Source organism: Rhodanobacter sp. UC4452_H20 (assembly GCF_052978205.1).
The window spans coordinates 3,673,168-3,698,205 of record NZ_CM129662.1 but is presented as its reverse complement, the minus strand read 5'-3'; the positions used below and the strand labels follow the sequence as shown (position 1 = coordinate 3,698,205).

Here is a 25,038-nt window from a genome sequence, read left to right as displayed (position 1 = left end):
TTACAGGCGCAGCTCTGCCATTTCGCTGGTGATCTCGTCTTCGCCGATGCTCTGGCGGATCTTGGCCAGGTGCGCCTGCTCGCTCCACAGTTCGAATTTGTTGCCCATGCCGAGCAGCACCGCCTTCTTCTCGATGCCGGTGGTGGCCCGCTGGCTGGCCGGCAGCAGGATGCGCGCGGCACTGTCGGGCTCGACCACGGCGGCGGCGCCGACCAGCTTCATCTGCATGTCGCGATGGGCCGCCTTGACCTTGGGCAGCTGGTTCACCTGATCGCGCACCTTTTCCCACTCGTCATGCGGAAACAGCCACAGGCAACCCGGTTCGAACGGGTTGTAGGTGACCACCAGACGATTGGCGCACTCGCCAGCCACCTGCTCCCGATACGCGGTCGGGATGGCCAGGCGGCCCTTGTCGTCGATGGTGATGGCGGTTTCGCCCTGGAACACGGTCAGCAGACTCCACTAAAACCCACGATTTCACACTGAAAGCCACGATAGTCTCGCCCGCTGAGACTGTCAAGCCGAAATTGCTTGTGAATCAAGGAGTAAAGGCGAAGTCTGAATGTATGTGCAGGATATTCTCAGGAAGGCCGACAAGGTGGTTGAAAGCAGGGAATTTTTTGCGGCGACCCTGCAGCCGGTTTGCGGCCGAGGCCAGCCGCTTGGCGCTTCCGCGCCCCCGTGACCGACGCACGCGGATGAATCGCCGTTCATCGGCACGCGCAGTCGACGCCGCGACAGGTCAGTCGCGGCGTCGGCGGTACGGAAAGAGGTGGAGTCGGCCTGTAAGCCGGGTTCTGTACGCCTTGCGGCGCGACAGTCATTCCTCTCGGCCAGGCGTCGCCGCCTGGCTCCAGCAACCTACCCGGGAACAACGCGGGCCGCGTTATCGTTCCCCTATTTGGTCTTGCTCCGAGTGGGGTTTACCGTGCCGTACGGCGTTGGCCCCGTACGCGGTGCGCTCTTGCCGCACCCTTTCACCCTTGCCTGATCCTCTTGCGAGGCCATCGGCGGTCTGCTCTCTGTTGCACTGGCCGTCAGCTCACGCTGCCCAGGAGTTACCTGGCACTCTGCCCTGTGGAGCCCGGACTTTCCTCGATGCGCTTGCGCGCGACGCGACTGCCCGGCCGACTCCGTGGCCAGTGTACTCGGTCGGGATGGGACGCGGCGCATCGGACGGGCACTGCCGGCGTTCAACACGGCACCCGATGGTTTTATCCGCCTCAGCGGGGCGGTCGCCGACACGCAGTGTTGGCATCGTCCGACTTTATTTTGAGCTCACATGTGCTGGGCAAATGCTGATACTTGACACCTTACAGAGGGGGGGTAGCGTTTTTGAACAGGGGATGAATTTGGAGTACCAATGATGAGGATTATCGAAATGGAATCCATGATTATTCCGAACAAGGTGAAAGCCATTGGCTTGATTCTGCTGCTTGTGTGCGGTGGCGTGAGTAATTATGTATTTGCGGCATCGCCCATGCCTGGTGCATTTGGAGCGCACGGCACTGACCTCGCTGCAGCCATCCAAGCTCAATCTTCCTCCACCGGCTTCGAGCTGAATTACTTCCATGCCGAGAGGGCATCCAAGACTTACGCCATTCGACTTAAGAATGGATTAAGCGCTTCGTTTGACTTCCAGAACGGTACCGTCACACTAGTGGATGTTACGGGCAGCCAGTCAACGCTCCCGCTCGAGCGGGTTCTGCTGCAAGTCACGAATGGTAATGGCCAAGCAGCCAGCCAAATGTACGATCAAATGTATCAGTCCATCAGCGCCGCCAAGTCCGACGCGATCATGGTGCATGCAGGACCACGGAGTGCTAACGCCAACTTTCGTCCGTCGACTGGGGGGCTAAGGAACGTCAATCCGAGTTTTTTCTTTCCGCCACCACGCGATACGGGCGGGCTTGGCGACGACGACGGTTCTCTGTGGGCCACTCCAACCGGTGGCGACTGTTTCCCAATCCCTGGTTCATGCAACGAATGGGCGGGAGGCTTGTCAGACTGGGGCCCTGGTGGCATGTCAAATTGGGGTTCGTACGATCTATGGTGGGGTAGCGCATTCGGGGACGCCCCTCCAACAAGTCAGCCGCCGCGTCCAGACGGTTGCGCTCCGAACGACATAGATTGCATTCTCTATGAGCATGACCGACAGAACGCTTGCGACGATATGGGCACGGATAATTTGGCGCAAGGCGGAAATGACCTGGCAGCTGGCACAGCATGTGGGCTTGCCGAGACGGGTGTAGGAGCAGTGGTATGCGCTGCCGCGATCGTGCCGTTCGTGATCGGCTTGCACAAGCTGCACAAAGATACGGTGACATGCCACACCCCTTACCCAGGTCGCTAACTTGAACTCGTCACCGACGTCACTACTTAGGTATGGGGGCTTATGACGAATCAAAAGCAAATTCTGACGAAAGCCGATGACACGCAGTCGTCCAGTTGGCGTCATTATGCAATTTGGCTAGCATTGTCGGGCTCAGTGATCATAAACGGACTAGTGGCCTATCGGCGCCACCAGAGGGGCGAGGACTGGCTTTCGGCGTTTGGACTCACGCCCGATCCGGAACTTCTCCGGCTTGTCGGGGATGTCGGAGTTCCGATAGTCATGATCACGTTGATCATGCAACAAGTGCGGAGGCTGCCACCGAGCCGGGAGAAAACCGCGACGAGCTGGCTGGGTTGGTCACTCTTCGTCTTTCTGTTCGTGTGGTGGTTTCCTTTGCGCGAAATGCTTTTCGGACCATAGCATTGCCCAGGGGGGTCGTGATCTGGACCCAAGAAAAAGGGAAATGGAAAACGAGGAACCGATAATCGGAAAAGCGCTCAAGACTTGAACGGGTCTCTACCCTCTCCATCCCCTACTCTTGGTACAGAAGCTTGCGCGGCGCCCCGCTGATCGCCGCCGCCAGCTTCGCGGCCTTCGCCGGCGGCAACTCCTCACGCAGGATTGCGAAGATGCGCTTGCCTTCGGCGAGTTTCGCGTCGGCTTCCTCACCGCGCCCCGCCACCAGGATTACGTGTTCGCCGCGTTGCTGGTCGGGATCGGCGGCGACGCGCGCGGCCAACGCCGCCAGCGGTTCGCCCAGCACGGTTTCGAACATCTTGGTCAGTTCGCGCGCGAGCACGGCTTCGCGCTCGGCGCCGAACACGTCGCGCATGTCGGCCAGGCTTTCGGCGACGCGGTGCGAGGACTCATAGAAGATGATCGTGCGCGGCTCGCCGGCCAGTTCCCGCAGCCGGCTGCGGCGCGCGGCGGCCTTGGCCGGCAGGAAGCCCTCGAACACGAAGCGGTCGCTGGGCAGCCCGGCGACGGACAGCGCGGCAATCGCCGCGCAGGCGCCAGGCAGCGGCGCGCAGCGGATGCCTGCCGCACGCGCCGCGCGCACCAGGCGAAAACCGGGATCCGAAATCAGCGGCGTGCCGGCGTCGGAAATCAGCGCCACCGATTCACCACCCTGCAGGCGCGCCACCAGCGCATCGACCACCTCGCGCTCGTTGTGGTCGTGCAGGGCGACCAGCGGCGTGGCGACGCCGTGATGCAGCAGCAGCGGGCGGCTGTGGCGGGTGTCCTCCGCGGCGATCACGGCCACCGCGCGCAGCGTCTCGATGGCGCGGGCGGACAGATCGTCGCGATGCCCGATCGGCGTGGCCACCACCCACAGGCAGCCGGGTTGAACACGAGACATCGGGCACTCCATGAGCCGGCGGGACGATCGGCTATCATCGCGCATTGACGACCATGACGACCAAGGGATTTCCCATGCGCTTCATGCGCCTCGCGCGAGTCATCCTCACGGCCTTGCTGTTCGCGCTCGCATTGAATGCGTGCGTTCCGACCGGCGCGGTGCGTTCGCCGGCGGAAATCGCCGCCGCGCAGCACGCCAGCGCGCTGGCGCAGCAGGGCCAGTTCGACCAGGCCGCCCAGGCCTGGCTGCAGCTTGCCGCGCAATCGTCCGCACGCGCCGACAGCTATCGTCTGCAGGCCGCCGAGGCGTGGCGCCAGGAAGGTCGCATCGAACAGGCCGCGCCGGTGCTGGACAAGATCCGGCGCGAGCGGCTGAGCGGCGACGAACCGCTGCGCCTGGACCTGCTGCGGGCGGAGTTGGCGCTGGACCAGCACGACGCGCGCACCGCCCTGCGCCTGACCAGCCAGCCGAACGTGTCCGTGCCGCCTTCGCTGCAGCTGCGCCTGCTGGAACTGCGCGCCCGCGCCATGAAGGATTCCGGCGACCTGTGGGGCGCCGCGCGCACCCGCGTGCAGATGGATGCCGAACTGCAAGGCTTCGACCAGGCGCAGAACCGGCGCCAGGCGCTGGATCTGCTCGCCAGGCTCGGCATCGCGCCGCTGCAACACCGCGCCGCCGCGATGAAGCCCGGCGACCGCATGCTGCCGTGGATCAACGAGGCCCTGCGCCAGCTCGGTGTCAGCGTGGCGCAGCCGCAGCCGGAATTGCAGCAAGCGGTGGGCATGCTGCTGCCCGAAGCCGGCGCCAACGTGCGCGAAGGCTACAAGGTGCCGGCCCAGGTCGCCCTGCTGTTGCCGGCCGATGGCGACTACGCCGCCGCCAGCACACCGATCCGCCAGGGTTTCTTCGCCGCCTATTTCGATGCGGGCCGCAACCACGCGCCGCGGCCGACGGTACGCAGCTACAACAGCCACGGCACGGCCGACGGCGCGGTGCAGGCCTACCAGCAGGCGGTGCGCGACGGCGCCCGGCTGGTGGTCGGCCCGTTGACCCGCGGTGAAGTCGCGGCGGTGTTCGCGCTGCCGCAACTGCCGGTGCCGGTGCTGGCGCTGAACCACCCGGACGACCGCCAGCTGCCCGCCGGCAACGCCAGCGAGTTCGGCCTGCTGCCGGAAACCGAGGGCGCGCAGGCCGCCGACCACATGGCCGAGCGCGGCCTGCTGCACGCCTACGTGATGATCTCCGGCGACGACTTCGCGCAACGCGCGGCGAGCGCATTCAAGGCCGAGCTGATCTCCCGCGGCGGCGACGTGGTGGCCATGACGGTGCTGCCGAGCGGCGCCACCAGTTTCGCCGACGGGATCAAGAACCTGCAGTTGCCCACGGCCAGCGCGGCACCGGCGCCGGCCGCCGCGGCAAGCACCGCCGACGCCGCGACGGCGACGCCCGCCGCCCCCGCCGATACCGGCATCTTCATCAGCATGCGCCCCAACCAGGCGCGGCTGCTGATGCCGCAACTGCGCATCGCCCAGGTCCAGCTGCCGGTGTTCGCCACCTCGCACGTGTACGCCGGCAGCGACGACGCGCCAGCCAATCGCGACCTGGACGGCGTCGAGTTCTGCGACGCGCCCTGGCTGTTCGACGCGCAGCCCGGCCTGCCCGACCGTGCGGCGATCGCGGCGAAGCTGCCCGCCGCCCGCGATGGCGCCGCGCGCCTGTTCGCGTTCGGCATGGACGCGTGGAGCCTGGTGCCCTACCTCGACTGGCTGAAGGCGCATCCGGGCAGCTACATGCCGGGCGCCACCGGGCAGCTGGCCGCCGATCCGTTCGGCCGCATCCGCCGCGTGCTGACCTGGGCGAAGTTCGAGAATGGCGTGGCGCGCCCGCTCAGCGGCAACCTGCAGATCGACTCGGTACCTTCGCCGCCGCCGGCGGCGCCGGCGCCGGCCAGTTCCAGCGCCGACGCCAACCCCGCCGGCTGATGCGCGCGGCCGGCGACGACTTCGAACAGCGCGCCTGCGTCGCGCTCGAACGCGCCGGCCTGAAGCTGCTGGCGCGCAACTACACCACCCGCCACGGCGAACTGGACCTGGTGATGCGCGATGGCGACACCGTGGTCTTCGTCGAGGTGCGCTACCGCAAGAGCGCCAGCCACGGCGACGCCGCCACCTCGGTCACCGCAAGCAAGCAGGCCAAGCTGATCCACGCCGCGCAGCACTGGCTGGCCGCCCACCCGCAGCATGCGCGACGCCCGTGCCGCTTCGATGTGGTCAGCTACGACGGCCCGGTCGACGCACTGCAAAGGCAATGGTTGCGTGATGCCTTCGAGGCGGGTTGAGTCCGGCGCGGTGCGATAATCGCGGCATGGCCCTGCCCGTCCCCCTGCTCGACACCCTGCGCGCGATCTTTCCCGGCGACGCGCTGGACAGCGGCGACGACGCCCTGCGCACCGCGGCGGGCGACTACTCGCGCCATGCGCACCGGCCGGACGTCGTGGTCTATCCCGCCACGCACGCGCAGGTGGAGTCACTGGTTCGCGCCTGTCGCGAGCATCGCGTGCCGCTCACCGCGCGCGGCGGCGGCACCAGTTCCACCGGCGCTTCGGTGCCGCTGGCCGGCGGCGTGGTGGCAAATTTCCAGCGCATGGATCGTATCGTGCGCATTGCGCCAGGCGATCGCCTCGCGGTGGTCGAACCGGGCGTCACCAACGAGGCCTTGCAGCAGGCGCTGGCCCCGCACGGGTTCTTCTGGGCGCCCGATCCGGGCTCGGCACCGTGGTGCACGATAGGCGGCAATCTCGCCTGCAACGCAGGCGGACCGCGCGCGCTGAAATACGGCGCCACCCGCGACAACGTGCTGGGCTTGCGCGCCGTGGCCGGCACCGGCGCAGGTTTCGCGGCCGGCACGCACACCACCAAGGATTCCACCGGCTACGACCTCACGCGCCTGATCATCGGCTCGGAAGGCACGCTGGCGCTCGTCACCGAGGCCACGCTCAAGCTCACGCCCCGGCCCTCCGCGGTGCGCTCGCTACGCGCCACCTATCGCGACACGGCCAGCGCGGCGCAGGCGGTCGCGCGCATCATGGCGCAGCCGGTGACGCCCGCGGCGCTGGAATTCATGGATGCGCTGGCGCTCAAGCTGGCGCGCGACCACGCGCCGGACGCGGACGTGCCGCAGGCGGGCGCGCTGCTGCTGATCGAGGTCGACGGCACGCCGGAAACCGTCAGCTTCGCGCAGGACGCCGTGGCGCGCGCCGCGCGCGGCGAAGGCCTGATCGCGCTGGACATCGCGGCGGACGCCAGCGAAAACGCCGCGCTGTGGGCCGCGCGCAAGGCGCTCTCGTTCGCCCAGCGCGCGGCGACCCAGCACAAGATCAACGAAGACGTGGCGGTGCCGGTGAGCCGTCTGCCCGAACTCGTCGCCGGCGCGCAGGCGCTGGCCGCCAAGCATGCGGTCCCGCTGGTGTGTTTCGGCCACGCCGGCAACGGCAACCTGCACGTGAACCTGCTGCCGCGCGACGTGGACGAGATCGAACGTGGCTACGCCGCACTGCCCGAACTGTTCGCGCTGGTGATCGCGCTGGGCGGCACGCTGTCGGGCGAGCACGGCATCGGCGTGGTGAAGCGCGACTACCTGCCGCTGGCGCTGGGCGAGTCGACCATCGCGTTGATGCGCTCGGTCAAGGCCGCGTTCGATCCGGATGGCATCCTCAACCCCGGCAAGGTGGTTTGAGGGCCGGTAATGGGGAACAGGAAACAGGGAATGGAGAAGACGAAGAAAAAGCCAGGCTTGATGCAGCAGCAGCACGCCATGGATACCCTGCTGGCGGAGATCCGCTGCGGCCACACCTGCGCGATGCAACAGCCGCCGGGGCGGCGGCCGGTGCTGCAGGCTTCCGTGCGGTCGCGCCTGCTGATTGTCAGCCAGGCGCCGGGGCGCAAGGTGGAGGAGAGCGGCATCCCCTTCGATGACGTCAGCGGCGAACGCCTGCGCGACTGGCTGCAGATCGACCGCGACACGTTCTATGACGCCGAGCGCGTGGCGATCGTGCCGATGGATTTCTGCTATCCCGGCAAGGGCAGGAGTGGCGACCTGCCGCCGCGGCCGGCATGCGCCGCGATCTGGCATCCGCGCCTGTTTTCGTTGCTCACCGGCGTGCAACTGACGCTCGCCATCGGGCAGTACGCGCAGGTGGGCATGCTCGGCGACGCACGTGATGCCACGCTCACCGACACCGTGCGCAACTGGCGCACGCACCTGGCCCGCGGCGTGCTGCCGCTGCCGCATCCGAGCCCGCGCAACCGGCCGTGGGTGATGCACAACCTGTGGTTCGAAGCCGAGTTGCTGCCGGTGCTGCGCGAGCGCGTCGCGGGCGCGCTGAACACCGTCCCCGAACCAGGATAGCCCGCAGGAGCCCGCTCGCGGGCGATGCTTTTGGGGCCGGATCAGGGATTCGCAATTCGCAATTCGCAAAGGCGAGAGCAAGGGCATCGCCCGCGAGCGGGCTCCTGCGGGCGGCGCGACGGCTTCCGTTGCAACGTGCCTTGCCGGTTTCCGGGGGATTCTCTAACCTGCCCCGCTACGACATCGTGGCCACGGGGCCGACCCCGGCCTTGCAGGGGAACCCTCGTCCATGAGCCTCAAGCTCCGCCTCACCGTACTCAATTTCTTCCAGTACTACATCTGGGGCGCGTGGCTGCTGACCATCGGCACCTGGTGGTTCCAGAACCAGCACTGGTCGGGTACCAGCTTCGGCGCGATCTTCTCGACCATGGGCATCGCCTCGCTGTTCATGCCCTCGCTGGTCGGCATCGTGGCGGACAAGTGGATCAATGCCGAACGCCTGTACGGCATGCTGCAGATCTGCGGCGCGGTGGTGCTGTTCTCGATCCCGCACGTCACCGATCCGGAACAGATGTTCTGGGTGATGCTGCTGAACATGTGCTTCTACATGCCCACCATCTCGCTGGCGATCACGGTGGCCTACAACGCGCTCAAGCAGGATGGGCTCGACGTGGTCGTCACCTATCCGCCGATCCGCGTGTGGGGCACGATCGGTTTCATCGCCGCGACCTGGACCACCAGCCTGCTCGGCTTCAAGGCCTCGCCCGCACAGTTCCACGTGGCAGCGGCTGCTTCGCTGCTGCTGGGCCTCTACGCCTTCACCCTGCCCAAGTGCCCGCCCAAGCTGGGCGCCGCCGAGGGCCGCAGCCTGGTCGACAGGCTCGGCCTCACCTCGTTCGTGCTGTTCAAGAACCGCAACATGGCGGTGTTCTTCATCTTCGCGATGCTGCTGGGCGCGGCGCTGCAGCTGACCAACGCCTACGGCGACGCCTTCCTCAGCGACTTCGTCAAGGTGCCCGAGTACGCCAACCTGCTGGCGGTGAAGTACTCGACCATCATCATCTCCATCTCGCAGTTCTCCGAAACCGCGTTCATCCTGACCATCCCGTTCTTCCTCAAGCGCTTCGGCATCAAGGCGGTGATGACGATGAGCATGCTGGCATGGGTGCTGCGCTTCGGCCTGTTCGCGTTCGGCGACCCGGCCGGCGGGCTGTGGATGATCGTGCTCTCGTGCATCGTCTACGGCATGGCGTTCGACTTCTTCAACATCTCCGGCTCGCTGTTCGTGGAAAGCCAGGCCGACCCGAAGATCCGCGCCAGCGCGCAGGGCCTGTTCATGCTGATGACCAACGGCGTGGGGGCGGTGCTGGGCAGCCTGATCGCCGGCTTCGTGATCGACCATTTCTTCACCGACCACAGCTGCAATGACACGGTGCTGATCTGCAAGGACTGGCACGGCATCTGGCTGGCCTTCGCCGGCTACTCGCTGGTGATGGCGCTGCTGTTCGTGCCGCTGTTCAAGCACCGGCACGACCGCGCCGCCGCGCAACGGGTGGTGCCCACGCACTGATCCGGCGGCGGCCGGTCACGGATTGTTATTGCGAATCATTTTCATTTACCATGCGCCTCCTCATGCCGGAGGCCACATGTCCCTTGCCGTTCGCCCGCTCATCCCCTTGCTCGCCCTTGCCCTCGCCGGCACCGCCCAGGCGGCCGACCAGATCTCCGCCGTCACGCTCGAACGGGTCGAGGTTTCCGAAAGCACCCTGCGCATGCCGCAGAGCCAGGGCGCGCTGCCGACCACGATCACGGTGATCACCGCCGAGGATCTGCGCCAGCAGTTGGCGATCAACCCGGACCTCTCCGACGCCATCGGCAACCTGCTGCCCTCGTTCGCCCCCTCGACGCAGAAGCTCAGCTCGCGCGGGCAGACCCTGCGCGGACGCAACCCGCTGTACATGATCGACGGCGTGCCGCAATCGAGCCCGCTGCGCAACGGTTCGCGCGATGCCTACACGATCGACCCGGCGATGATCGAGCGGATCGAGATCGTCGAGGGTTCCAACGCGATGCAGGGGCTGGGCGCCGCCGGCGGCATCATCAACATCATCACCAGGCGTGCACCGAAGCAGGACGGCCTGCGCCAGGAAGTCACCGCCAACGCCAGCGCGCCCACCCGCGGCGGCAACGGCCTGGGCTACGGCGCCTCGTACCTGCTCGCCGCGCGCAGCGGCGCGTTCGAGTTGGTCGCCGGCGCGGCGTGGCGCGAGCGCGGCATGTACGCGGACGCCAAGGGACGGCTGATCGGCGTCGACGGCACCCAGGGCGACCTGATGGATTCGGCGAGCACCGACGGCTTCCTCAAGCTCGGCTACGACTTCACCGACACGCGCCACCTGCAGCTCACCGTCAACCGCTTCGACCTCAAGGGCCACGGCGACTACACCGCCGTGTCCGGCGACATGGCCAACGACCTGCCGACCACGTCGGTGCGCGGCAAGCAACCCGGCGACGCCCCGCGCAACCGCGTGCTGACCAGCAGCCTGGACTACCGCGACACCGCGCTGGCCGGCGGCGAGCTGCGCGCCCAGCTCTACCACCAGAAGAACCGCGAGCTGTTCGGCGGCGGCACGTTCGGCACCTTCCAGGACCCGGCCTATGGCCCCGGCCTGCTGTTCGACCAGTCGCAGAATGTCTCGACCAAGGACGGCGCGCGGCTGTCATGGGCACGGCGCGGCCTGCTCGACGACACGCTCACCGTGCTGGCCGGCGCCGACGGCTACCGCGACACCACCTTCCAGGAACTGACCCACACCGGCCGCCACTGGGTGCCGGACAGCACCTACACCGGCTGGGCGCCGTTCCTGCAGGCCGAATACTGGCCGCTGCACACGCTGTCGCTGTCCGGCGGCCTGCGCCGCGAGCACGGCACGCTGGATGTGCCCACGTTCCAGACGCTCGCCTTCTACAACGCCGTCACCGTGCAGGGCGGCAAGCCCAGCTTCAGCAAGACGCTGCCGAACTTCGGTGCGGTCTGGTACCTCACCGGCCAACTCAACCTGTTCGCCAGCTACGCCGAGGGCTACACCCTGCCCGACGTGGGGCGCGTGCTGCGCGCGATCAAACAGCCCGGCCAGAGCGTGGCCGACTTCCTCGACCTGAAACCGGTGGTGTCGGACAACCGCGAGGCGGGCGTCGAGTATCTCGGCGAACGCGCGGGGGCGCGCCTGAGCTACTACGTCTCGCGCTCGCGGCTGGGTTCGGTGCTGGTGTTCGACGCGCCCAACCAGGTCTACAACGTGATGCGCCAGCGCGTGTCCATCAGCGGCTGGGAGGCGCGCGCGAACTGGCAGCCGCTGGAAGGCACCCGGCTGGATGCCTCCTTCGCGATCAACCGCGGCCGCTCCGACCGCAACAGCGACGGCAGGATCGACTCGGACCTGGACGGCGCCAACATCGCGCCCAACCGGCTCAACCTGTCGTGGACGCAACGCTGGAACGACGCCTGGTCGAGCTACCTGCAACTGAGCCACCTGTACAGCCGCGACTTCAGCACGCTGGGCCAGCGCACGGCGCACTTCGACGGCTACGGCACCGCCGACGCCTACGTGAAATGGCAAACCAGGAGCGCCGGCGACTGGACGCTGGGCGTGCAGAACCTCGCCAACAAGCAATACATCAACTATGTCTCGCAGACCGTCGGCGACGACGACTCGTACTTCGCCGGCCGCGGCCGCGTGGTCTCGCTGACCTGGCAGCAGGCCTTCTGAAGTGTCCGCCGCCGCGACCGCGATCGAGGCATCCGCGCGCCGCGCCGACGCGGTGCGGTACTGGCTCAAGCGCCTGCACCGGTGGGTCGGCCTCAGCGTCGGGCTGGTCTACGCGCTGATCGCGCTCAGCGGCAGCGTGCTGGTGCTGCAGGGTCCGCTGCTGCGGCTGCTGCATCCGCCGCTGGCCGCACATGCGTTGCCCGACGCGGCGGCGCGCGCGGCCGTGCTATCGCGCATCACGCACGAATGGCCGTCCAGGGGACTGCGCGGCGCCGATCTGCCGACCGCCGGGCTGCCGGTATGGCAACTGTATTTTTCCGACGGCTCACGGCGCTACCTCGATCCCACCAGCGGCGACCTGCTGCTGACGCGTGCACCCGGCAGCGACCTGCTGCTGACCTTGCGCGACTGGCACACCCACCTGCTCGCCGGGAAAACCGGCGAGGCCGTGCTGGGCGTGCTTGGCTGGCTCATGCTGGGGCTGCTGCTTTCCGGCGTGTGGCTGTGGTGGCCGGGCCGGCGGAACCTGCGCGGCAGCCTGCGCCTCCATACCCAGCCACCGGCACGGCGCTGGGTCAGCTGGCATCGCAGCATCGGCGCGCTCAGCCTGCCGTTGCTGCTGCTGGTGACCCTGACCGGCACCTTGATGGTCTACGGCAAAGGCACCCGGCACGTCCTGCAGACACTGTTCGCGGATGCGCCGGCCACGCCGACGCCGGCCCGCATCGCGCCGCGCCCACAGGCGATCGACTGGGCGGCGGTGCTCGACGCCGCGCAGCACGCGCTGCCGGGCGCCGAATTGCGCCGCATCGCGCTGCCCTCGGCCGACGACGGCCGCGTGACGATCCGCGCGCGGGCGCCGGGCGAATGGCATCCGGTCGGGCGCAGCCAGGTGTGGCTCGATCCCTACCGGGCCCAGGTGCTGGGCGCCGTCGACGCCACCGCCGAGGGCACCGGCGCGCGCATCAGCAACGCGGTCTATCCGCTGCACGCCGGCAGCGTGGGCGGCCTGGCCGGGACGCTGCTGGTGCTGCTGTGCGGCCTGCTGCCGCCATTCTTCCTGGTGACCGGGTTCCTGTTCTGGCGCACGCGCCAGCGGCGCCAGCGCCGATAAGCCAGCGCCGATAAGCGATCCCGGAGGCCGTCGGCGCGGCCGTTTCCGCGATTCACCTACAATGGGCGGATGCAAATCGGCCCTTACCTGATCGACCCGCCGCTGGTGCTCGCCCCGATGGCGGGCGTCACCGACAAGCCGTTCCGCCTGCTGTGCAAGCAGCTGGGCGCGGGCCTGGCCGTGTCCGAGATGACCAGCGCCGACCCGTCCCTGTGGCAGACGCGCAAGTCGCTGCGCCGGATGGACCACGCCGGCGAACCCGAGCCGGTCAGCGTGCAGATCGCCGGCTACGATCCCGCGATGCTGGCCGAGGCGGCCCGCTTCAACGTCGCCAATGGCGCGCAGCTCATCGACATCAACATGGGTTGCCCGGCGAAGAAGGTGTGCAATGTGTGGTCCGGTTCCGCGCTGCTGCAGGACGAGCCGCTGGTGGCGCGTATCGTGAAGGCGGTGGTGGAGGCGGTGGACGTGCCGGTGACACTCAAGATCCGCACCGGCTGGAACCGCGAGAACAAGAATGCGCTGAACATTGCGCACATCGCCGAGGACGCCGGCATTGCCGCGCTGGCCGTGCACGGCCGGACCCGCGCCGACAAGTACGAGGGCGAGGCCGAGTACGCCACCATCGCCGCGGTGAAGGCCAGCGTGCGCATCCCGGTGCTGGCCAACGGCGACGTCTGCACGCCGCAGCAGGCGAAGCACGTGCTCGCCGTCACCGGCGCCGATGCCGTGATGATCGGCCGCGGCGCGCAGGGCCGGCCGTGGATCTTCCGCGAGATCGCCCACTACCTCGCCACCGGCGAACTGCTGCCCGAGCCCGAACCGGCCGAAGTCGCCGCGATCCTGCTCGGCCACCTCGAACACCTGCATGCCTTCTACGGCGAACCGGCCGGCGTGCGCATCGCGCGCAAGCACCTGGGCTGGTACGCGAAGGACCGTCCCGAGAACGCCGCGTTCCGGCAGGTGGTCAACCGCGCCGAGACGGCCAGCGAACAGTTGCGGCTCACCCGCGACTACTTCACCGCGCTGGCGAGCGGTCTGGCCATGGCAGCCTGAGCGCGCAGGCAGTCACCGCGGCAGCTGTCCGCGCAAACCGCTGTCCATCTCAGGCCATCGCGCGTTCCAGATAACGCTGGCGCTTGCGCGGTCGCAGGCATTCCAGATCCACTTCGATCAGGCCATCGATGGAGCCGCTGAACTCCGGGTCCACGCCGAAAGCGAGGAAGCGCGCGCCGCCGGGTTCGCACAGTTCGGTGTACTGCTTGTACAGCGTCGGCACCGAGGTGCCGAGCCGGGCCAGCGCGGTTTTCATCGCCTCGAACGCGGCGGTGATGTCGAGTCCGTCGAAGGTCGGTGCCGGCGCCGCGAAGGCGAACGGCCGGCGCGCGCTGGCCAGCGTCCGTTCGCTGCCGTAGAAACGCTGGTAGTAGCCGACCAGCTGCTCGCTGGCATGCCGCGGCAACGCCGCGCTGATCGACACCGCACCGTAGAGGTAGCGCACGCCCGGGTGGCGCCGCAGGTAGGCGCCGATGCCTTGCCACAGGTAATCGAGGCTGCGGCTGCCCCAGTAATCCGGCACCACGAAGCTGCGACCCAGCTCCAGCCCGGCGGCCAGCCGCGGCACGGCCGCGTCGGCGTAGCGAGACAGCGAGGCGGTGTACAGGCCGGCCAGTCCGGCGCGGGCCAGCGCCTCGGCGCCGCGCATCACGCGGTAGGCGCCGGCGATGCGGCCGGCCTGCGCGTCCCACACCAGGATGTGGTCATAACTGGCGTCGTAGCGGTCGAGGTCGCGGCTGCAGCCGGTGCCCTCGCCGACCTGGCGGAAGGTCAGCTCGCGCAGGCGGCCGATCTCCTGCAGCAACGGCGAACCGCCGGCATCGCGCGCCAGGCGGATCTGCTTGCCGTCGCTGGTGGCGCCGAGCAGCTCGGTCGCGTCCACGGCGCGCACCAGTTCGCGCGCGCCGATGGCCGGCGCCAGCGGCAACGGGCCCACGGGTGCGGGCGTTTCCGCGCGGCCGGCGGCATCCAGCGCGTGGCGGACGCGCCGCACGGCCGCGTGCTCGCCTTCGCTCTCGCCGATCGTCAGCAAGTCGCCCACGTGCAGGTGCAGCGGACGGCGGTGGCGGGTGAACATCTCGCGCGCCAGCAGCGCCGCCGATGCCGGCCGGCACAGCGCCGACATGCCGTAGAACAGCGCGGAATTGCGCGCCTCGACACGCACCGGCAATACCGGCGCCGACGCACGCCGCGCAAAACGCAGGAAGCCGGCGCGCCAGCGGCCGTCGCGCACGCCGCGCAAACCCAGCCGCGACACCTCGCCGGCGGGAAACACGATCACGCATTCGCCCCGGCGCAAGGCACGTTCGACCCGGCGCAACTCGACCACGCCGGCGGCGCCGCCGAACACGCGCACCGGCAGCAGCAGTTCCGCCAGCGGTTCCACCAGCGCCAGCACCTCGTTGGCAAGCACCCGCACGTCGCGCCGCACGCGTCCCACCATGTCCAGCAGGGCCAGCGCATCGAGCGCGCCGCAGGGATGGTTGGCGACCACCAGCAGCGCCCCGTGCGCGGGTATGCGCACCAACGCGGCGGTGTCGACCTCATGGCGCGGTTCCAGTTCGCGCAAGGCAGCCGCGACGAAGGCCAGTCCGCGCAGCTGCGCATGTTCGGCATGGAACGCGTCGATCCGGTCGAGACCCGACCAGCGCGCCCACCACCGCAGCAAGGTCGCCGCGAGGCGCCCGCGCCGACCGCGAAACCAGCGTGGATAACGCTGCCGCAAACGCTGCTCGATGGCTTGCATGTCACGCCCCTCGCGTTGGCCTGACGCCAGCTTGCGGAGCTTCGGCGACACCACGATTGCCCCGCTGCGACAGCGGCGTGACAGCCGTGGCGTCGAACCGCTCCGCCACGACACGCAGGCCATGCCTGCGTTAGGCTCGGGATTGCCGTGCCCGCATCCGGACGTCCGAGGAGTACCGATGAGAAAACGCCTGTGGCCGCTGTGCCTGCTTTCCCTGCTGGCGCTGGTATCCGTCAGCGGAGTCCACGCTGCCGGCCAGACCATCAAGGTCTACCCGATCGCCGCCGGTACCGCCGCGACGGTGACGCCGGCCACCGAGCTCAAGCGGGCGAACCAGCCACTGCTGGTCGGGGTGAAGGTGGCGCCGCCGTTCGTGATCGAGGACCACGGCCACTACAGCGGCCTGGCGATCGACCTGTGGCAGGAGATCGCCGCCGACCGCGGCTGGAAATACGTCTACCGGCCCTACGACCTGGACGGCCTGCTGCAGGCGGTCAGCGACAGCAAGGTGGACGTGGCGCTGGGCGCGATCACCGCCACCGCCGCGCGCGAACAGCGGATGGATTTCGCCCACCCGATCACCAGCTCGGGCCTGGCCGTGGCGGTGCGCGGCGGGCAGACCGCCGGCTGGCTGGCGGTGGCGCGGGCACTGGTGTCGCCGGCCTTCCTCAAGGTGATCGGCTCGCTGACGCTGCTGTTGCTGGTGGTCGGCTTCCTGGTCTGGCTGCTCGAACACAAGCGCAACCCGGAGCAGTTCGGCGGCAGCCGCCGCCAGGGCATCTTCTCCGGCTTCTGGTGGGCGATGGTGACGATGACCACGGTCGGCTATGGCGACACCGCGCCGCGCACGGTCGGCGGACGCATCATCGGCCTGGTGTGGATGCTGGCCGCGCTGCTCATCGTGTCGTTCTTCACCGCGGCGATCACCAGCGCGCTGACCGTCGGCCAGCTCAGCGAGCGCATTCGCAGCGCCGCCGACCTGGGCGGCATGCGCATCGCCAGCGTGCCGGACAGCACCAGCGCCAACTGGCTCGACCGCGAGCAATTCGACTACGCCAAGGCCCGCGACGTCGATGCCGCGCTGGCGGAGCTGGCCGCCGGCCGCGTCGACGCCGTGGTCTACGACGAACCCCTGTTGCGCTGGAACATCCGCCGGCACTTCCGCGGTCAGCTGAAGGTGCTGCCACTGCTGCTGGAGCGGCAGGACTATGCTTTCGCCCTGCCCACCGGCAGCCGCCTGCGCGAACCGATCGACACCTCGCTGCTGCAGCGGATCAACGCGCCGGACTGGCCGCAGCGGCTGGACAAGGCCTTCGGCGCAACCGGCCAGTGAACGGGCCAACGCGCGACGCCAACCCGTTCGGCCGTCCATACGGCTGAACGGAAACCCACCCCCGCCACGCCCCGCGGACGGGGAGGCTGCAAAGTCGAAGTGGTCGATGTATCATGCCCGACCTCTTTTATCTTTCTATCCGTACAAAGGGATATAAACCGCGATGTCCAACTACCTGTTCACCTCCGAATCGGTCTCCGAAGGCCATCCGGACAAGGTCGCCGACCAGATCTCCGACGCCGTGCTCGACGCGATCATCGCGCGCGACCCGCGCGCCCGCGTGGCCTGCGAAACCATGGTCAAGACCGGCGTGGCGATCGTCGCCGGCGAAATCACCACCGGCGCCTGGATCGACCTCGAGGCGATCACCCGCAAGGTGATCCTCGACATCGGCTACAACTCGTCCGACGTCGGCTTCGACGGCGCCACCTGCGGCGTGATCAACCTGATCGGCAAGCAGTCGCCGGACATCAACCAGGGCGTGGACCGCAAGAACCCGGAAGACCAGGGCGCCGGCGACCAGGGCCTGATGTTCGGTTACGCCACCAACGAAACCAAGGATTTCATGCCGGCGGCGATCTACTACTCGCACCGGCTGGTCGAGCAGCAGGCGAAGATCCGCAAGCGGAAGAACTCGCCGCTGCCGTGGCTGCGCCCGGACGCCAAGAGCCAGGTCACCCTGCGCTACGAGAACGGCGTGGCCACCGCGATCGACGCCGTGGTGCTGTCGACCCAGCATGACCCGTCGGTCAAGCAGAAGGACCTGGTCGAGGCCGTGCGCGAGCACATCCTCAAGCCCGTGCTGCCTGCCAAGCTGATGCACAAGGCCACCAAGATCCACATCAACCCGACCGGCAAGTTCGTCATCGGCGGCCCGGTGGGCGACTGCGGCCTGACCGGCCGCAAGATCATCGTGGACACCTACGGCGGCTGGGCCCGCCACGGCGGCGGCGCGTTCTCCGGCAAGGACCCGTCCAAGGTCGACCGCTCGGCCGCCTACGCCGCGCGTTACGTCGCCAAGAACATCGTCGCCGCCGGCATCGCCGACCGCTGCGAGGTGCAGGTGAGCTACGCGATCGGCGTGGCGCATCCGACCTCGATCTCGGTCACCACCTTCGGCACCGGCAAGATCAGCGACGAGAAGATCGAGAAGCTGATCCGCAAGCACTTCGACCTGCGTCCGTACGGCATCCTGCAGATGCTCGACCTGATCCACCCGATGTACCAGCAGACCGCCAGCTACGGCCACTTCGGCCGCACCCCGCAGGTGGTCAAGGACGCCAGCGGCAAGTCCTACACCACCTTCTCGTGGGAAAAGACCGACCGCGCCGAGGCGCTGCGCAAGGACGCGAAGCTGTAGGAGCGCATCTTGTGCGCGAACACCGCGCACCGAAAAAAACGGGCCGCCTCGCGCGGCCCGTTTCGTTTTGCCGTCGTACGCCTCACCGTCCCGGGACACGACGCGCGCCAGCGCAATCATCGCTGATTTCTTTGCCGCCGCGGGCAGCATTGCCCTACGCCCATCCGCGCGCCGCACCGATTCCACGCCCGTTCCGCCGGACTCATGCTGAACTTTCCACCAATGCAGATCGCAAGGAAGCCGCATGCCTTCAGTCCCGCGCCGCCACCATCCCTTTGCCCTGACTGCCGTGCTTCTGCTGGCGCTGGCACCCCCGCTCGTTGCGGCGCAGACCGGGCAAATGGAAGGCGAGAACCTGCTGATGTCGCTCCCCGACGGCTTCGTTCCCGCCTACCACAATCAAAAGGGTTCCGTGGCGATCTCCGAGATGATCCCCAGCGGCGAGACGCTCGATCACTGGAGCGAGATCCATACGATGCTCGTCCTCTACGGCGGCGGTAACCTGCCGATCGATGCCTATGTCGAGCGCGTGGGGCAAAGCTTCCGCAAGGATTGCGACATGGCCGACACGGTTCCGATCGCCAGTGGCACCGAGAACGGCTACAAGTTCGCGTTCTGGCTGCAGACCTGCTCGTACTTCGACCGGAAGAAGCCGCCGGAAACCACCTGGTTCAAGATGATCAACGGCAACGACAGCAGTTATGTCGTGCAGCACGCGGTGCATGCCGAGCCGACCACGGAGCAGACCGTGCGCTGGGCCCGGTACTTCGCCACGGTCAAGGTTTGCGACTCGCGCATTCCCGACCGGGCTTGCCCGCACGTCCAATAGCCGGCTCGGGCGCCGCCGGTCACGCCGCAACGTCGCTGCCAAGTACAATGGGCGAATGTCCCTTATCCAATTGCAACGCGTCGACTTCAGCATCGGCGGCCCGCTCCTGCTCGAACACGTCGATCTGTCGATCGAGGCGAACGAGCGTGTCTGCATCGTCGGTCGCAACGGCGAAGGCAAATCCACCCTGATGAAGCTGATCGCCGGCGAGCTGCACGCCGACGACGGCGAGGTGCGCATCCAGAACGGCGTGGTGGTAGCGCGGATGGCGCAGGAAGTGCCGCAGGGCACGGCCGGCAGCGTGTTCGACGTGGTCGCCGAAGGGCTGGGCGATCTCGGTCGGCTGCTGGCGCGCTACCACCACCTGCTGGCCGAAGGCGACTTCGACGCGCTCGGCGACGTGCAGCACCAGATCGAGGCGCAGCACGGCTGGGACCTGGACCGCCGCGTCAGCGACGTGCTGACCCAGCTGGAACTGCCCGGCGAGACCGACTTCGCCGCGCTGTCCGGCGGCATGAAGCGCCGCGTGCTGCTGGCCCAAGCGCTGGTGCGCAAGCCCGACGTGCTGCTGCTGGACGAACCGACCAACCATCTCGACATCGAGGCGATCGGCTGGCTGGAAACCTTCCTCAAGCAGTTCGCCGGCAGCATCCTGTTCGTCACCCACGACCGCAGCTTCCTGCGCGCGCTGGCGACGCGCATCGTCGAGATCGACCGCGGCGCGCTCACCGACTGGCCGGGCGACTACGACAACTACCTGCGCCGACGCGAGGAACGCCTGCACGCCGAGGCGCAGGCGAACGCTCTGTTCGACAAGAAGCTGGCGCAGGAGGAAGTGTGGATCCGCCAGGGCATCAAGGCCCGGCGCACCCGCAACGAAGGCCGCGTGCGCGCGCTGAAGGCGCTGCGTGCGGAACGTGCGCAACGCCGCGAGCTGGGTGGCAACGTGAAGATGACGGCGGCCAGCGCGCAGGCTTCGGGCAAGAAGGTGATCGAGCTCAGGCACGTGCACCAGGCCTACGACGGTCGCGTGCTGATCGACGACCTCACGACCACCGTGATGCGCGGCGACCGCATCGGCATCATCGGCCCCAACGGCGCCGGCAAGAGCACCCTGCTGAAGATCATGCTGGGCGAACTCACCCCGCTGCGCGGTACCGCCGAGCTGGGCACCAATATCGAAATCGCCTACTTCGACCAGCACCGGCTGCAGCTCAACGACAAGCTCAATGCGCTCGACAACGTGGCCGAGGGCCGCGAGTTCATCGAGCTCAACGGCCAGCGCAAGCACATCATCGGCTACCTGCAGGATTTCCTGTTCTCGCCCGAGCGCGCCCGCGCGCCGATCACCCGCCTCTCCGGCGGCGAGCGCAACCGCCTGCTGCTGGCCAAGCTGTTCGCGCAGCCGTCGAATCTGCTGGTCATGGATGAACCGACCAACGACCTCGACGTCGAGACGCTGGAGCTGCTGGAAGAACTGCTGACCGACTACCAGGGCACCCTGCTGCTGGTCTCGCACGACCGCGCCTTCCTCGACAACGTGGTCTCCAGCACCCTGGTGCTGGAAGGGGAAGGCCGCATCGGCGAATACGTGGGCGGCTACAGCGACTGGCTGCGCCAGCGGCCCACCGCGCGCAGCACCCCGGCCACCGGCAAGGCCGCCGCGCCGGCTCCGACACCTGCGGCGCCCGTGGCGGCAAAGCGCAAACGCAGCTTCAAGGAACAGCACGAGCTGGAGCAACTGCCAAAGCGCATCGAGCAACTGGAAGGCGATATCGCCGCGCGCACCGCCGCGATGAACGAGCCGGCCTTCTTCCAGCAGGACAGCGCGGCCATCGTCAAGGCGAACGAGGCGCTGGTGAAGTTGCAGGCCGAACTGGATGCAGTCTACGCGCGCTGGTCGGAATTGGATGGCTGAGCGAAGCAGGAGTGAGCGCAGAGCAGAGACCTCCCGCTCATGTGCTTTCTCTCGTTTCTCACGCCTCTCCACTCACTTCTCGCCCTTCCTCCCGGCGTATCATTCGGGGATCTTTCCCACGGACTGCCACGCATGTACACGCTCTACTACGCCCCGGGTTCGGCCAACCTGCTGGTGCACCTCGCCCTGCTCGAAATCGGTGCCCCGCACGAGCTCAAGCGCATCGATCTCGACAAGGGCGAACAGCGCAGCGCCGCGTACCTGGCGATCAACCCGAATGGCGTGGTGCCCACCCTGCTGGTCGACGGCCAACCGCACGGCGAGGCGGCAGCGCTTGCCTTGCTGCTGGCCGAGAGGCATCCCGAGGCGGCACTGGCGCCCGTCCCCGGCAGCGCGCAGCGCGCCGACTACCTGCAATGGATGCTGTACTTCGCCAACAACCTGCAGCCACTGTTCCGCCAGTGGTTCTACCCCGGCGAACACCTGGCCGACGGTGCCGACACGATCAAGCAGGCCGCCCGCGCCGGCATCGAAAAATGCTGGACGAAGATCGACGCCCATCTCGCCGCGCATGGCCCGTACATGCTCGGCGACCGCTTCAGCATGGTCGACCTCTACGCCCTGATGCTGATGCGCTGGTCGCGCAACATGCCCAAGCCCGCCACCGAATGGCCGCAGCTGGCCGCACTGGCCACGCGCCTGAAGGCACGGCCGTCGTGGAAACAGGTCTGCGATGCCGAGGGCCTGATCGAGTGGGCCTGAGTCCATGAGCGACACCCCCGGCACGGACGCCTGGGCCGTCTACCTGCTCGAATGCGCCGACGGCCGCGTCTACACCGGCATCGCCCGCGACCCCGAACAACGCTACGCGAAACATCTCGCCGGCAAGGGCGCCCGCTTCACCCGGTCCAACCCGCCGAAGCGATTGCTGGGCTGGGTCTGGGTCACCGACCACGGCGATGCATTGCGACTGGAAATGGCATGGAAGAAGCTGCCGCGCGCCCAGCGCATCGCAGCGCTGCAGGCGAGCCTCGATCCGTAGGGGCGGGCACTGCCCGCCGCACTTTGCCGGAGCCGGCGGTCACTACCCTCCACACTTTTGGTCATCCCGCCCCGAGGCATCGCCAGCTAGTGGGCCTCCTGCGACAGCGGACGGTTGGGTAGCCACAGTTGCGCGATGGCGCCTGCGCCATCGCGGGCGGTGAGGCTGACGCCACCTTCGTGCGCTTCGGCGATCTGCCGCACCAAGGCCAGGCCGATGCCGGAGCCGCCGGGCTTGGTGGTGAAGAACGGCACGAACAGGTTGTCGCTGCCGGGCAAACCCGGACCGTCGTCGAGAATGTCGATCAGCGCGCGCCCACCCTCGCTGCGCCAGCGCATCAACACGGCGCCACCGGTGGACAGGCTTGCTTCAACGGCGTTGCGCAGCAGGTTGATCAGCGCCTGTTCGAGCTGGTCGGGATCAGCCTGCACCGGCAGCGGCGCGCCCTGCTCCACGGTCACGATCATGCGTTGTTCCAGCCGCGCCACCGCCGGCACCAGCACGGCCAGGTCCAGCTCGCGCTTCTGCGGCGGCGGCAACGCGGCGAGCCGGCTGTAGCCGGCCAGGAAACGCGCCAGCGATTCGGCGCGGTTGCCGATCACCTGCAGGCCGCCGCGTGCGTCGTCGCGCCAGTCCTCGGCCAGCGGTTCGCGCGCGATCAGGGTGGCCAGTGTGCCGGCCAGCGAGCTGATCGAGGCCAGCGAGTTGTTGACCTCGTGGCCGAGCACGCGCAGCAGGCGTTGCCAGGCTTGGCGTTCTTCCTCGCGCAACACCCGGCCAACATCATTGATTACCAGCAACTGGCCGCTGCGGCCTTCGTTGCGCAACGGCGAATGGCGGATGTCGAAGCGGCCGCTGCGGCCGGGGAATGTGTGCCGCACCACCTGTGCCGACGGCGCGGCCAGCAGCGCGTCGAGTGCCAGCTCATCGGCGCGGCAGCCGATCAGCGCGTGCCGCTCGCCGGCGAGCAGGCGCTGCGCGGCCGGATTGAGCAGCCGCAGCCGCGCGTCGTGGTCGAACACCAGCACGGCGCTGTCCAGCGCAGCCAACGTCTTGCCGAGCAGGCGCGCGGAATCCTCGAACTGCAGGCGCTCCTTCTGCAGCCGATCGGCCAGTGCGTTGATGTCGTAGATCGCGTCGCCGAGCACGCCACCCCGCACGCCGCGCATGCTGTAGTCGCCCTCGCGCAGCGCTTCCAACAAGCCGGCCAGGGTGTACAGCGGATACACCACGCGCCGGTGCTGCCAGCGCGCGATCGACGCGGTGGCCACCACGACCACAAAGACCAGCAACCAGCACAACGCACGCCCGGGCACGCCGGCCAGCAACAACACGGCCACGCCGAGCAGGGCCGGCAGCGCCACCAGCCAGTTGCCCAGCAGCACGCGCCGCTCGAACGCGGGCAGGCGGCCGCGGCGGCGGGAGGAATCAGTCGGCATCGTCGGACGAGGGATCGCGCAGCCCGTACTTTTCCATGCGCCGGTACAAGGTCTGGCGGGTGATGCCGAGCGCGTCGGCGGCATGCTGCAGGTTGCCGTCGTGGCGTTCCAGCGCGCTTCGTACCAGATGCGCCTCGGCCTGGTCGATGGTCATGCCGTCGATGCCTTGCGCGGAGTCCGCCCTCGCCGAGCCGGGACCGAATGCCAGCGCCGAGTCGCTGACCAGGTCGTGCTCGGCCAGCAGCGCGGCGCGCTCCATCAAATGACCCAGCTCGCGCACATTGCCCGGCCAGCGCCACGCCAGCAGCGCACGCTCGGCCGACGGCGCCAGCCGCAAACCGCTGCGACCGTAACGCGTCGCGCTGCGCTCCAGGAAGCTGCGCGCCAGCGGCAGGATGTCGGCGCTGCGTTCGCGCAATGGCGGCAGTCGAATTTCCAGCGTATTCAATCGGTACAGCAGGTCCTTGCGGAAGCGACCTGCCTCCACTTCGACGGCGAGATCGGCATTGGTCGCCGAGACCAGCCGCACGTCCACGCTTTGCGTGCGCGAGGAACCAAGCCGCTCGAACTCGCCATCCTCCAGCACGCGCAGCAACTTCGGCTGCTGCGACGCCGGCACGTTGCCCACCTCGTCAAGGAACAGCGTGCCGCCGTCGGCCAGTTCGAAGCGGCCGATGCGCTCGCTCTTCGCGTCGGTGTACGCGCCGCGCACGTGGCCGAACATGTCCGACTCGAACACGTTCTCGGCGATGCCGCCCATGTTGACCTTGACCAGCGCTTTCGCCGCGCGACGCGACTGCGCATGCAAAGCCTGGGCGATCACGCCCTTGCCGGTACCGTTTTCACCCAGCACCAGCACATTGGCGTCGCTGGGAGCGACCCGGGCCACCAGCTCCATCACCCGCCGCATCGCCGGCGACTCGGCGATCAGCGCCTCGCCGCCGCCGCGCAACAATGCGTTCTCCGCTTCCAGCCGACGCTGCCGTCGCGCACCTTCGCCCAATGCAATCTGCGTGCGCACGATGCTGAGCGCACGGGTGTTGTCCCACGGTTTCTCGATGAAATCGCCGGCACCGCGGCGCAATGCATCCACCGCCAGCGGCACGTTGCCCCACGCGGTCATCACCACCACCGGCAACTCCGGCGCGTGCTGGCGCAACGCATCGAGGAGGGCCAGGCCCTCCTCGCCCGAGGTCGTGTCGCGGGTGTAGTTGAGGTCGATCAGCGCGCAGCTGAACTCGCGCTGGCGCACCGCCTCCCGCGCCGCCGTCGGGCCGTCGACGCCGACGCTGGCGATGCCCTCGGACTTCAGCAGCAGGCGCAGCGCCTCGCGCACGTCGGCCTGGTCGTCGACCAGCAGCACGAGGGGATGGGTTTCGCGTGTCATG

At 68.1% G+C, this 25,038-nt stretch carries 20 protein-coding genes and 1 other RNA gene; 15 read left to right on the top strand and 6 right to left on the bottom strand.

The window, feature by feature from the left end; all coding sequences use genetic code 11:
- Positions 1-447, bottom strand: coding sequence for a division/cell wall cluster transcriptional repressor MraZ (mraZ, locus tag ACVCMC_RS16885; protein ID WP_395120105.1), 447 nt, complete (start codon positions 445-447; stop codon positions 1-3).
- Positions 448-770: 323 nt separating this feature from the next.
- An RNA gene (rnpB, locus tag ACVCMC_RS16880) (RNase P RNA component class A) lies at positions 771-1,135 on the bottom strand.
- A 246-nt stretch (positions 1,136-1,381) separates the two neighbouring features.
- On the opposite strand from rnpB, the gene ACVCMC_RS16875 reads away from it, so the two are divergent.
- Positions 1,382-2,353 carry a hypothetical protein gene (locus ACVCMC_RS16875; protein ID WP_447098151.1) on the top strand — a complete coding sequence of 324 codons (972 nt, stop codon included), beginning with the start codon at positions 1,382-1,384 and terminating at the stop codon, positions 2,351-2,353.
- A gap of 514 nt (positions 2,354-2,867) precedes the next feature.
- Here the strand turns inward: ACVCMC_RS16875 and rsmI are convergent.
- The gene (gene rsmI, locus ACVCMC_RS16870; RefSeq protein WP_447098150.1) at positions 2,868-3,695 is read right to left on the bottom strand and encodes a 16S rRNA (cytidine(1402)-2'-O)-methyltransferase; all 828 of its coding nucleotides are present in this window, start codon (positions 3,693-3,695) and stop codon (positions 2,868-2,870) included.
- A 74-nt stretch (positions 3,696-3,769) separates the two neighbouring features.
- On the opposite strand from rsmI, the gene ACVCMC_RS16865 reads away from it, so the two are divergent.
- The 8 genes from ACVCMC_RS16865 to dusB all read left to right on the top strand — a co-directional run bounded on the left by ACVCMC_RS16865 (position 3,770) and on the right by dusB (position 13,982).
- The gene (locus ACVCMC_RS16865; RefSeq protein ID WP_447098149.1) at positions 3,770-5,677 is read left to right on the top strand and encodes a penicillin-binding protein activator; all 1,908 of its coding nucleotides are present in this window, start codon (positions 3,770-3,772) and stop codon (positions 5,675-5,677) included.
- A complete protein-coding gene (locus tag ACVCMC_RS16860; protein ID WP_447098148.1) occupies positions 5,677-6,033 on the top strand; it encodes a YraN family protein in 357 nt (118 codons plus the stop codon). Before ACVCMC_RS16865 ends, ACVCMC_RS16860 begins: the two co-directional genes overlap by 1 nt.
- Positions 6,034-6,059: 26 nt before the next feature.
- Positions 6,060-7,430: an FAD-binding oxidoreductase gene (locus tag ACVCMC_RS16855; protein ID WP_447098147.1), complete on the top strand. Its 1,371-nt coding sequence runs from the start codon at positions 6,060-6,062 to the stop codon at positions 7,428-7,430.
- A 30-nt stretch (positions 7,431-7,460) separates the two neighbouring features.
- Positions 7,461-8,102: a uracil-DNA glycosylase family protein gene (locus ACVCMC_RS16850; RefSeq protein WP_447098146.1), complete on the top strand. Its 642-nt coding sequence runs from the start codon at positions 7,461-7,463 to the stop codon at positions 8,100-8,102.
- A 229-nt stretch (positions 8,103-8,331) separates the two neighbouring features.
- Positions 8,332-9,612, top strand: a complete 1,281-nt coding sequence (locus ACVCMC_RS16845; protein WP_447098145.1) for a nucleoside permease — start codon at positions 8,332-8,334, stop codon at positions 9,610-9,612.
- Positions 9,613-9,688: 76 nt separating this feature from the next.
- Positions 9,689-11,812, top strand: coding sequence for a TonB-dependent receptor (locus ACVCMC_RS16840; protein WP_447098144.1), 2,124 nt, complete (start codon positions 9,689-9,691; stop codon positions 11,810-11,812).
- Between the two features lies 1 nt (position 11,813).
- Positions 11,814-12,926, top strand: coding sequence for a PepSY-associated TM helix domain-containing protein (locus ACVCMC_RS16835; RefSeq protein WP_447098143.1), 1,113 nt, complete (start codon positions 11,814-11,816; stop codon positions 12,924-12,926).
- A gap of 69 nt (positions 12,927-12,995) precedes the next feature.
- Entirely contained in the window at positions 12,996-13,982 is a 987-nt protein-coding gene (gene dusB / locus ACVCMC_RS16830; protein ID WP_447098142.1) for a tRNA dihydrouridine synthase DusB, read from the top strand.
- 49 nt (positions 13,983-14,031) lie between these two features.
- Here dusB and ACVCMC_RS16825 read toward each other — a convergent pair whose 3' ends face one another.
- Positions 14,032-15,729, bottom strand: a complete 1,698-nt coding sequence (locus ACVCMC_RS16825) for a lysophospholipid acyltransferase family protein (RefSeq protein ID WP_447098141.1) — start codon at positions 15,727-15,729, stop codon at positions 14,032-14,034.
- A gap of 178 nt (positions 15,730-15,907) precedes the next feature.
- Between ACVCMC_RS16825 and ACVCMC_RS16820 the strand changes: the two genes are divergently transcribed.
- The 6 genes from ACVCMC_RS16820 (at position 15,908) to ACVCMC_RS16795 (ending at position 22,211) form a co-directional block, all read left to right on the top strand.
- On the top strand, positions 15,908-17,062 hold the full coding sequence (locus ACVCMC_RS16820; RefSeq protein ID WP_447098140.1) for a transporter substrate-binding domain-containing protein: 1,155 nt from the start codon (positions 15,908-15,910) through the stop codon (positions 17,060-17,062).
- Between the two features lie 163 nt (positions 17,063-17,225).
- Positions 17,226-18,422: a methionine adenosyltransferase gene (gene metK / locus ACVCMC_RS16815; protein WP_447098139.1), complete on the top strand. Its 1,197-nt coding sequence runs from the start codon at positions 17,226-17,228 to the stop codon at positions 18,420-18,422.
- Between the two features lie 244 nt (positions 18,423-18,666).
- Entirely contained in the window at positions 18,667-19,251 is a 585-nt protein-coding gene (locus ACVCMC_RS16810; RefSeq protein WP_447098138.1) for a hypothetical protein, read from the top strand.
- Positions 19,252-19,306: 55 nt separating this feature from the next.
- Positions 19,307-21,169 (top strand): ATP-binding cassette domain-containing protein, encoded by a 1,863-nt coding sequence (locus ACVCMC_RS16805; protein ID WP_395120121.1) that lies wholly within the window; start codon positions 19,307-19,309, stop codon positions 21,167-21,169.
- 132 nt (positions 21,170-21,301) lie between these two features.
- A complete protein-coding gene (locus tag ACVCMC_RS16800) occupies positions 21,302-21,931 on the top strand; it encodes a glutathione S-transferase family protein (protein ID WP_447098137.1) in 630 nt (209 codons plus the stop codon).
- A gap of 4 nt (positions 21,932-21,935) precedes the next feature.
- Positions 21,936-22,211: a GIY-YIG nuclease family protein gene (locus ACVCMC_RS16795; RefSeq protein ID WP_447098136.1), complete on the top strand. Its 276-nt coding sequence runs from the start codon at positions 21,936-21,938 to the stop codon at positions 22,209-22,211.
- 86 nt (positions 22,212-22,297) lie between these two features.
- Here ACVCMC_RS16795 and ACVCMC_RS16790 read toward each other — a convergent pair whose 3' ends face one another.
- Together ACVCMC_RS16790 and ACVCMC_RS16785 are read right to left on the bottom strand one after the other, a co-directional pair.
- Complete coding sequence (locus tag ACVCMC_RS16790; RefSeq protein WP_447098135.1) at positions 22,298-23,650, bottom strand: sensor histidine kinase; 1,353 nt, start codon at positions 23,648-23,650, stop codon at positions 22,298-22,300.
- Complete coding sequence (locus ACVCMC_RS16785; RefSeq protein WP_447098134.1) at positions 23,640-25,037, bottom strand: sigma-54-dependent transcriptional regulator; 1,398 nt, start codon at positions 25,035-25,037, stop codon at positions 23,640-23,642. The genes ACVCMC_RS16790 and ACVCMC_RS16785 overlap by 11 nt, the downstream gene beginning before the upstream one ends.
- Position 25,038: the final 1 nt, after the last annotated feature.

What these genes read in the sequence shown, in the direction of transcription:
- ACVCMC_RS16875 (WP_447098151.1), top strand. Translation starts at nt 1,382, where the DNA reads ATGGAATCCATGATTATTCCGAACAAGGTGAAAGCCATTGGCTTGATT.
- rsmI (WP_447098150.1), bottom strand. Translation starts at nt 3,695, where the DNA reads ATGTCTCGTGTTCAACCCGGCTGCCTGTGGGTGGTGGCCACGCCGATC.
- ACVCMC_RS16865 (WP_447098149.1), top strand. Translation starts at nt 3,770, where the DNA reads ATGCGCTTCATGCGCCTCGCGCGAGTCATCCTCACGGCCTTGCTGTTC.
- ACVCMC_RS16860 (WP_447098148.1), top strand. Translation starts at nt 5,677, where the DNA reads ATGCGCGCGGCCGGCGACGACTTCGAACAGCGCGCCTGCGTCGCGCTC.
- ACVCMC_RS16855 (WP_447098147.1), top strand. Translation starts at nt 6,060, where the DNA reads ATGGCCCTGCCCGTCCCCCTGCTCGACACCCTGCGCGCGATCTTTCCC.
- ACVCMC_RS16850 (WP_447098146.1), top strand. Translation starts at nt 7,461, where the DNA reads ATGGAGAAGACGAAGAAAAAGCCAGGCTTGATGCAGCAGCAGCACGCC.
- ACVCMC_RS16845 (WP_447098145.1), top strand. Translation starts at nt 8,332, where the DNA reads ATGAGCCTCAAGCTCCGCCTCACCGTACTCAATTTCTTCCAGTACTAC.
- ACVCMC_RS16840 (WP_447098144.1), top strand. Translation starts at nt 9,689, where the DNA reads ATGTCCCTTGCCGTTCGCCCGCTCATCCCCTTGCTCGCCCTTGCCCTC.
- dusB (WP_447098142.1), top strand. Translation starts at nt 12,996, where the DNA reads ATGCAAATCGGCCCTTACCTGATCGACCCGCCGCTGGTGCTCGCCCCG.
- ACVCMC_RS16825 (WP_447098141.1), bottom strand. Translation starts at nt 15,729, where the DNA reads ATGCAAGCCATCGAGCAGCGTTTGCGGCAGCGTTATCCACGCTGGTTT.
- ACVCMC_RS16820 (WP_447098140.1), top strand. Translation starts at nt 15,908, where the DNA reads ATGAGAAAACGCCTGTGGCCGCTGTGCCTGCTTTCCCTGCTGGCGCTG.
- metK (WP_447098139.1), top strand. Translation starts at nt 17,226, where the DNA reads ATGTCCAACTACCTGTTCACCTCCGAATCGGTCTCCGAAGGCCATCCG.
- ACVCMC_RS16810 (WP_447098138.1), top strand. Translation starts at nt 18,667, where the DNA reads ATGCCTTCAGTCCCGCGCCGCCACCATCCCTTTGCCCTGACTGCCGTG.
- ACVCMC_RS16805 (WP_395120121.1), top strand. Translation starts at nt 19,307, where the DNA reads ATGTCCCTTATCCAATTGCAACGCGTCGACTTCAGCATCGGCGGCCCG.
- ACVCMC_RS16800 (WP_447098137.1), top strand. Translation starts at nt 21,302, where the DNA reads ATGTACACGCTCTACTACGCCCCGGGTTCGGCCAACCTGCTGGTGCAC.
- ACVCMC_RS16795 (WP_447098136.1), top strand. Translation starts at nt 21,936, where the DNA reads ATGAGCGACACCCCCGGCACGGACGCCTGGGCCGTCTACCTGCTCGAA.
- ACVCMC_RS16790 (WP_447098135.1), bottom strand. Translation starts at nt 23,650, where the DNA reads ATGCCGACTGATTCCTCCCGCCGCCGCGGCCGCCTGCCCGCGTTCGAG.
- ACVCMC_RS16785 (WP_447098134.1), bottom strand. Translation starts at nt 25,037, where the DNA reads ATGACACGCGAAACCCATCCCCTCGTGCTGCTGGTCGACGACCAGGCC.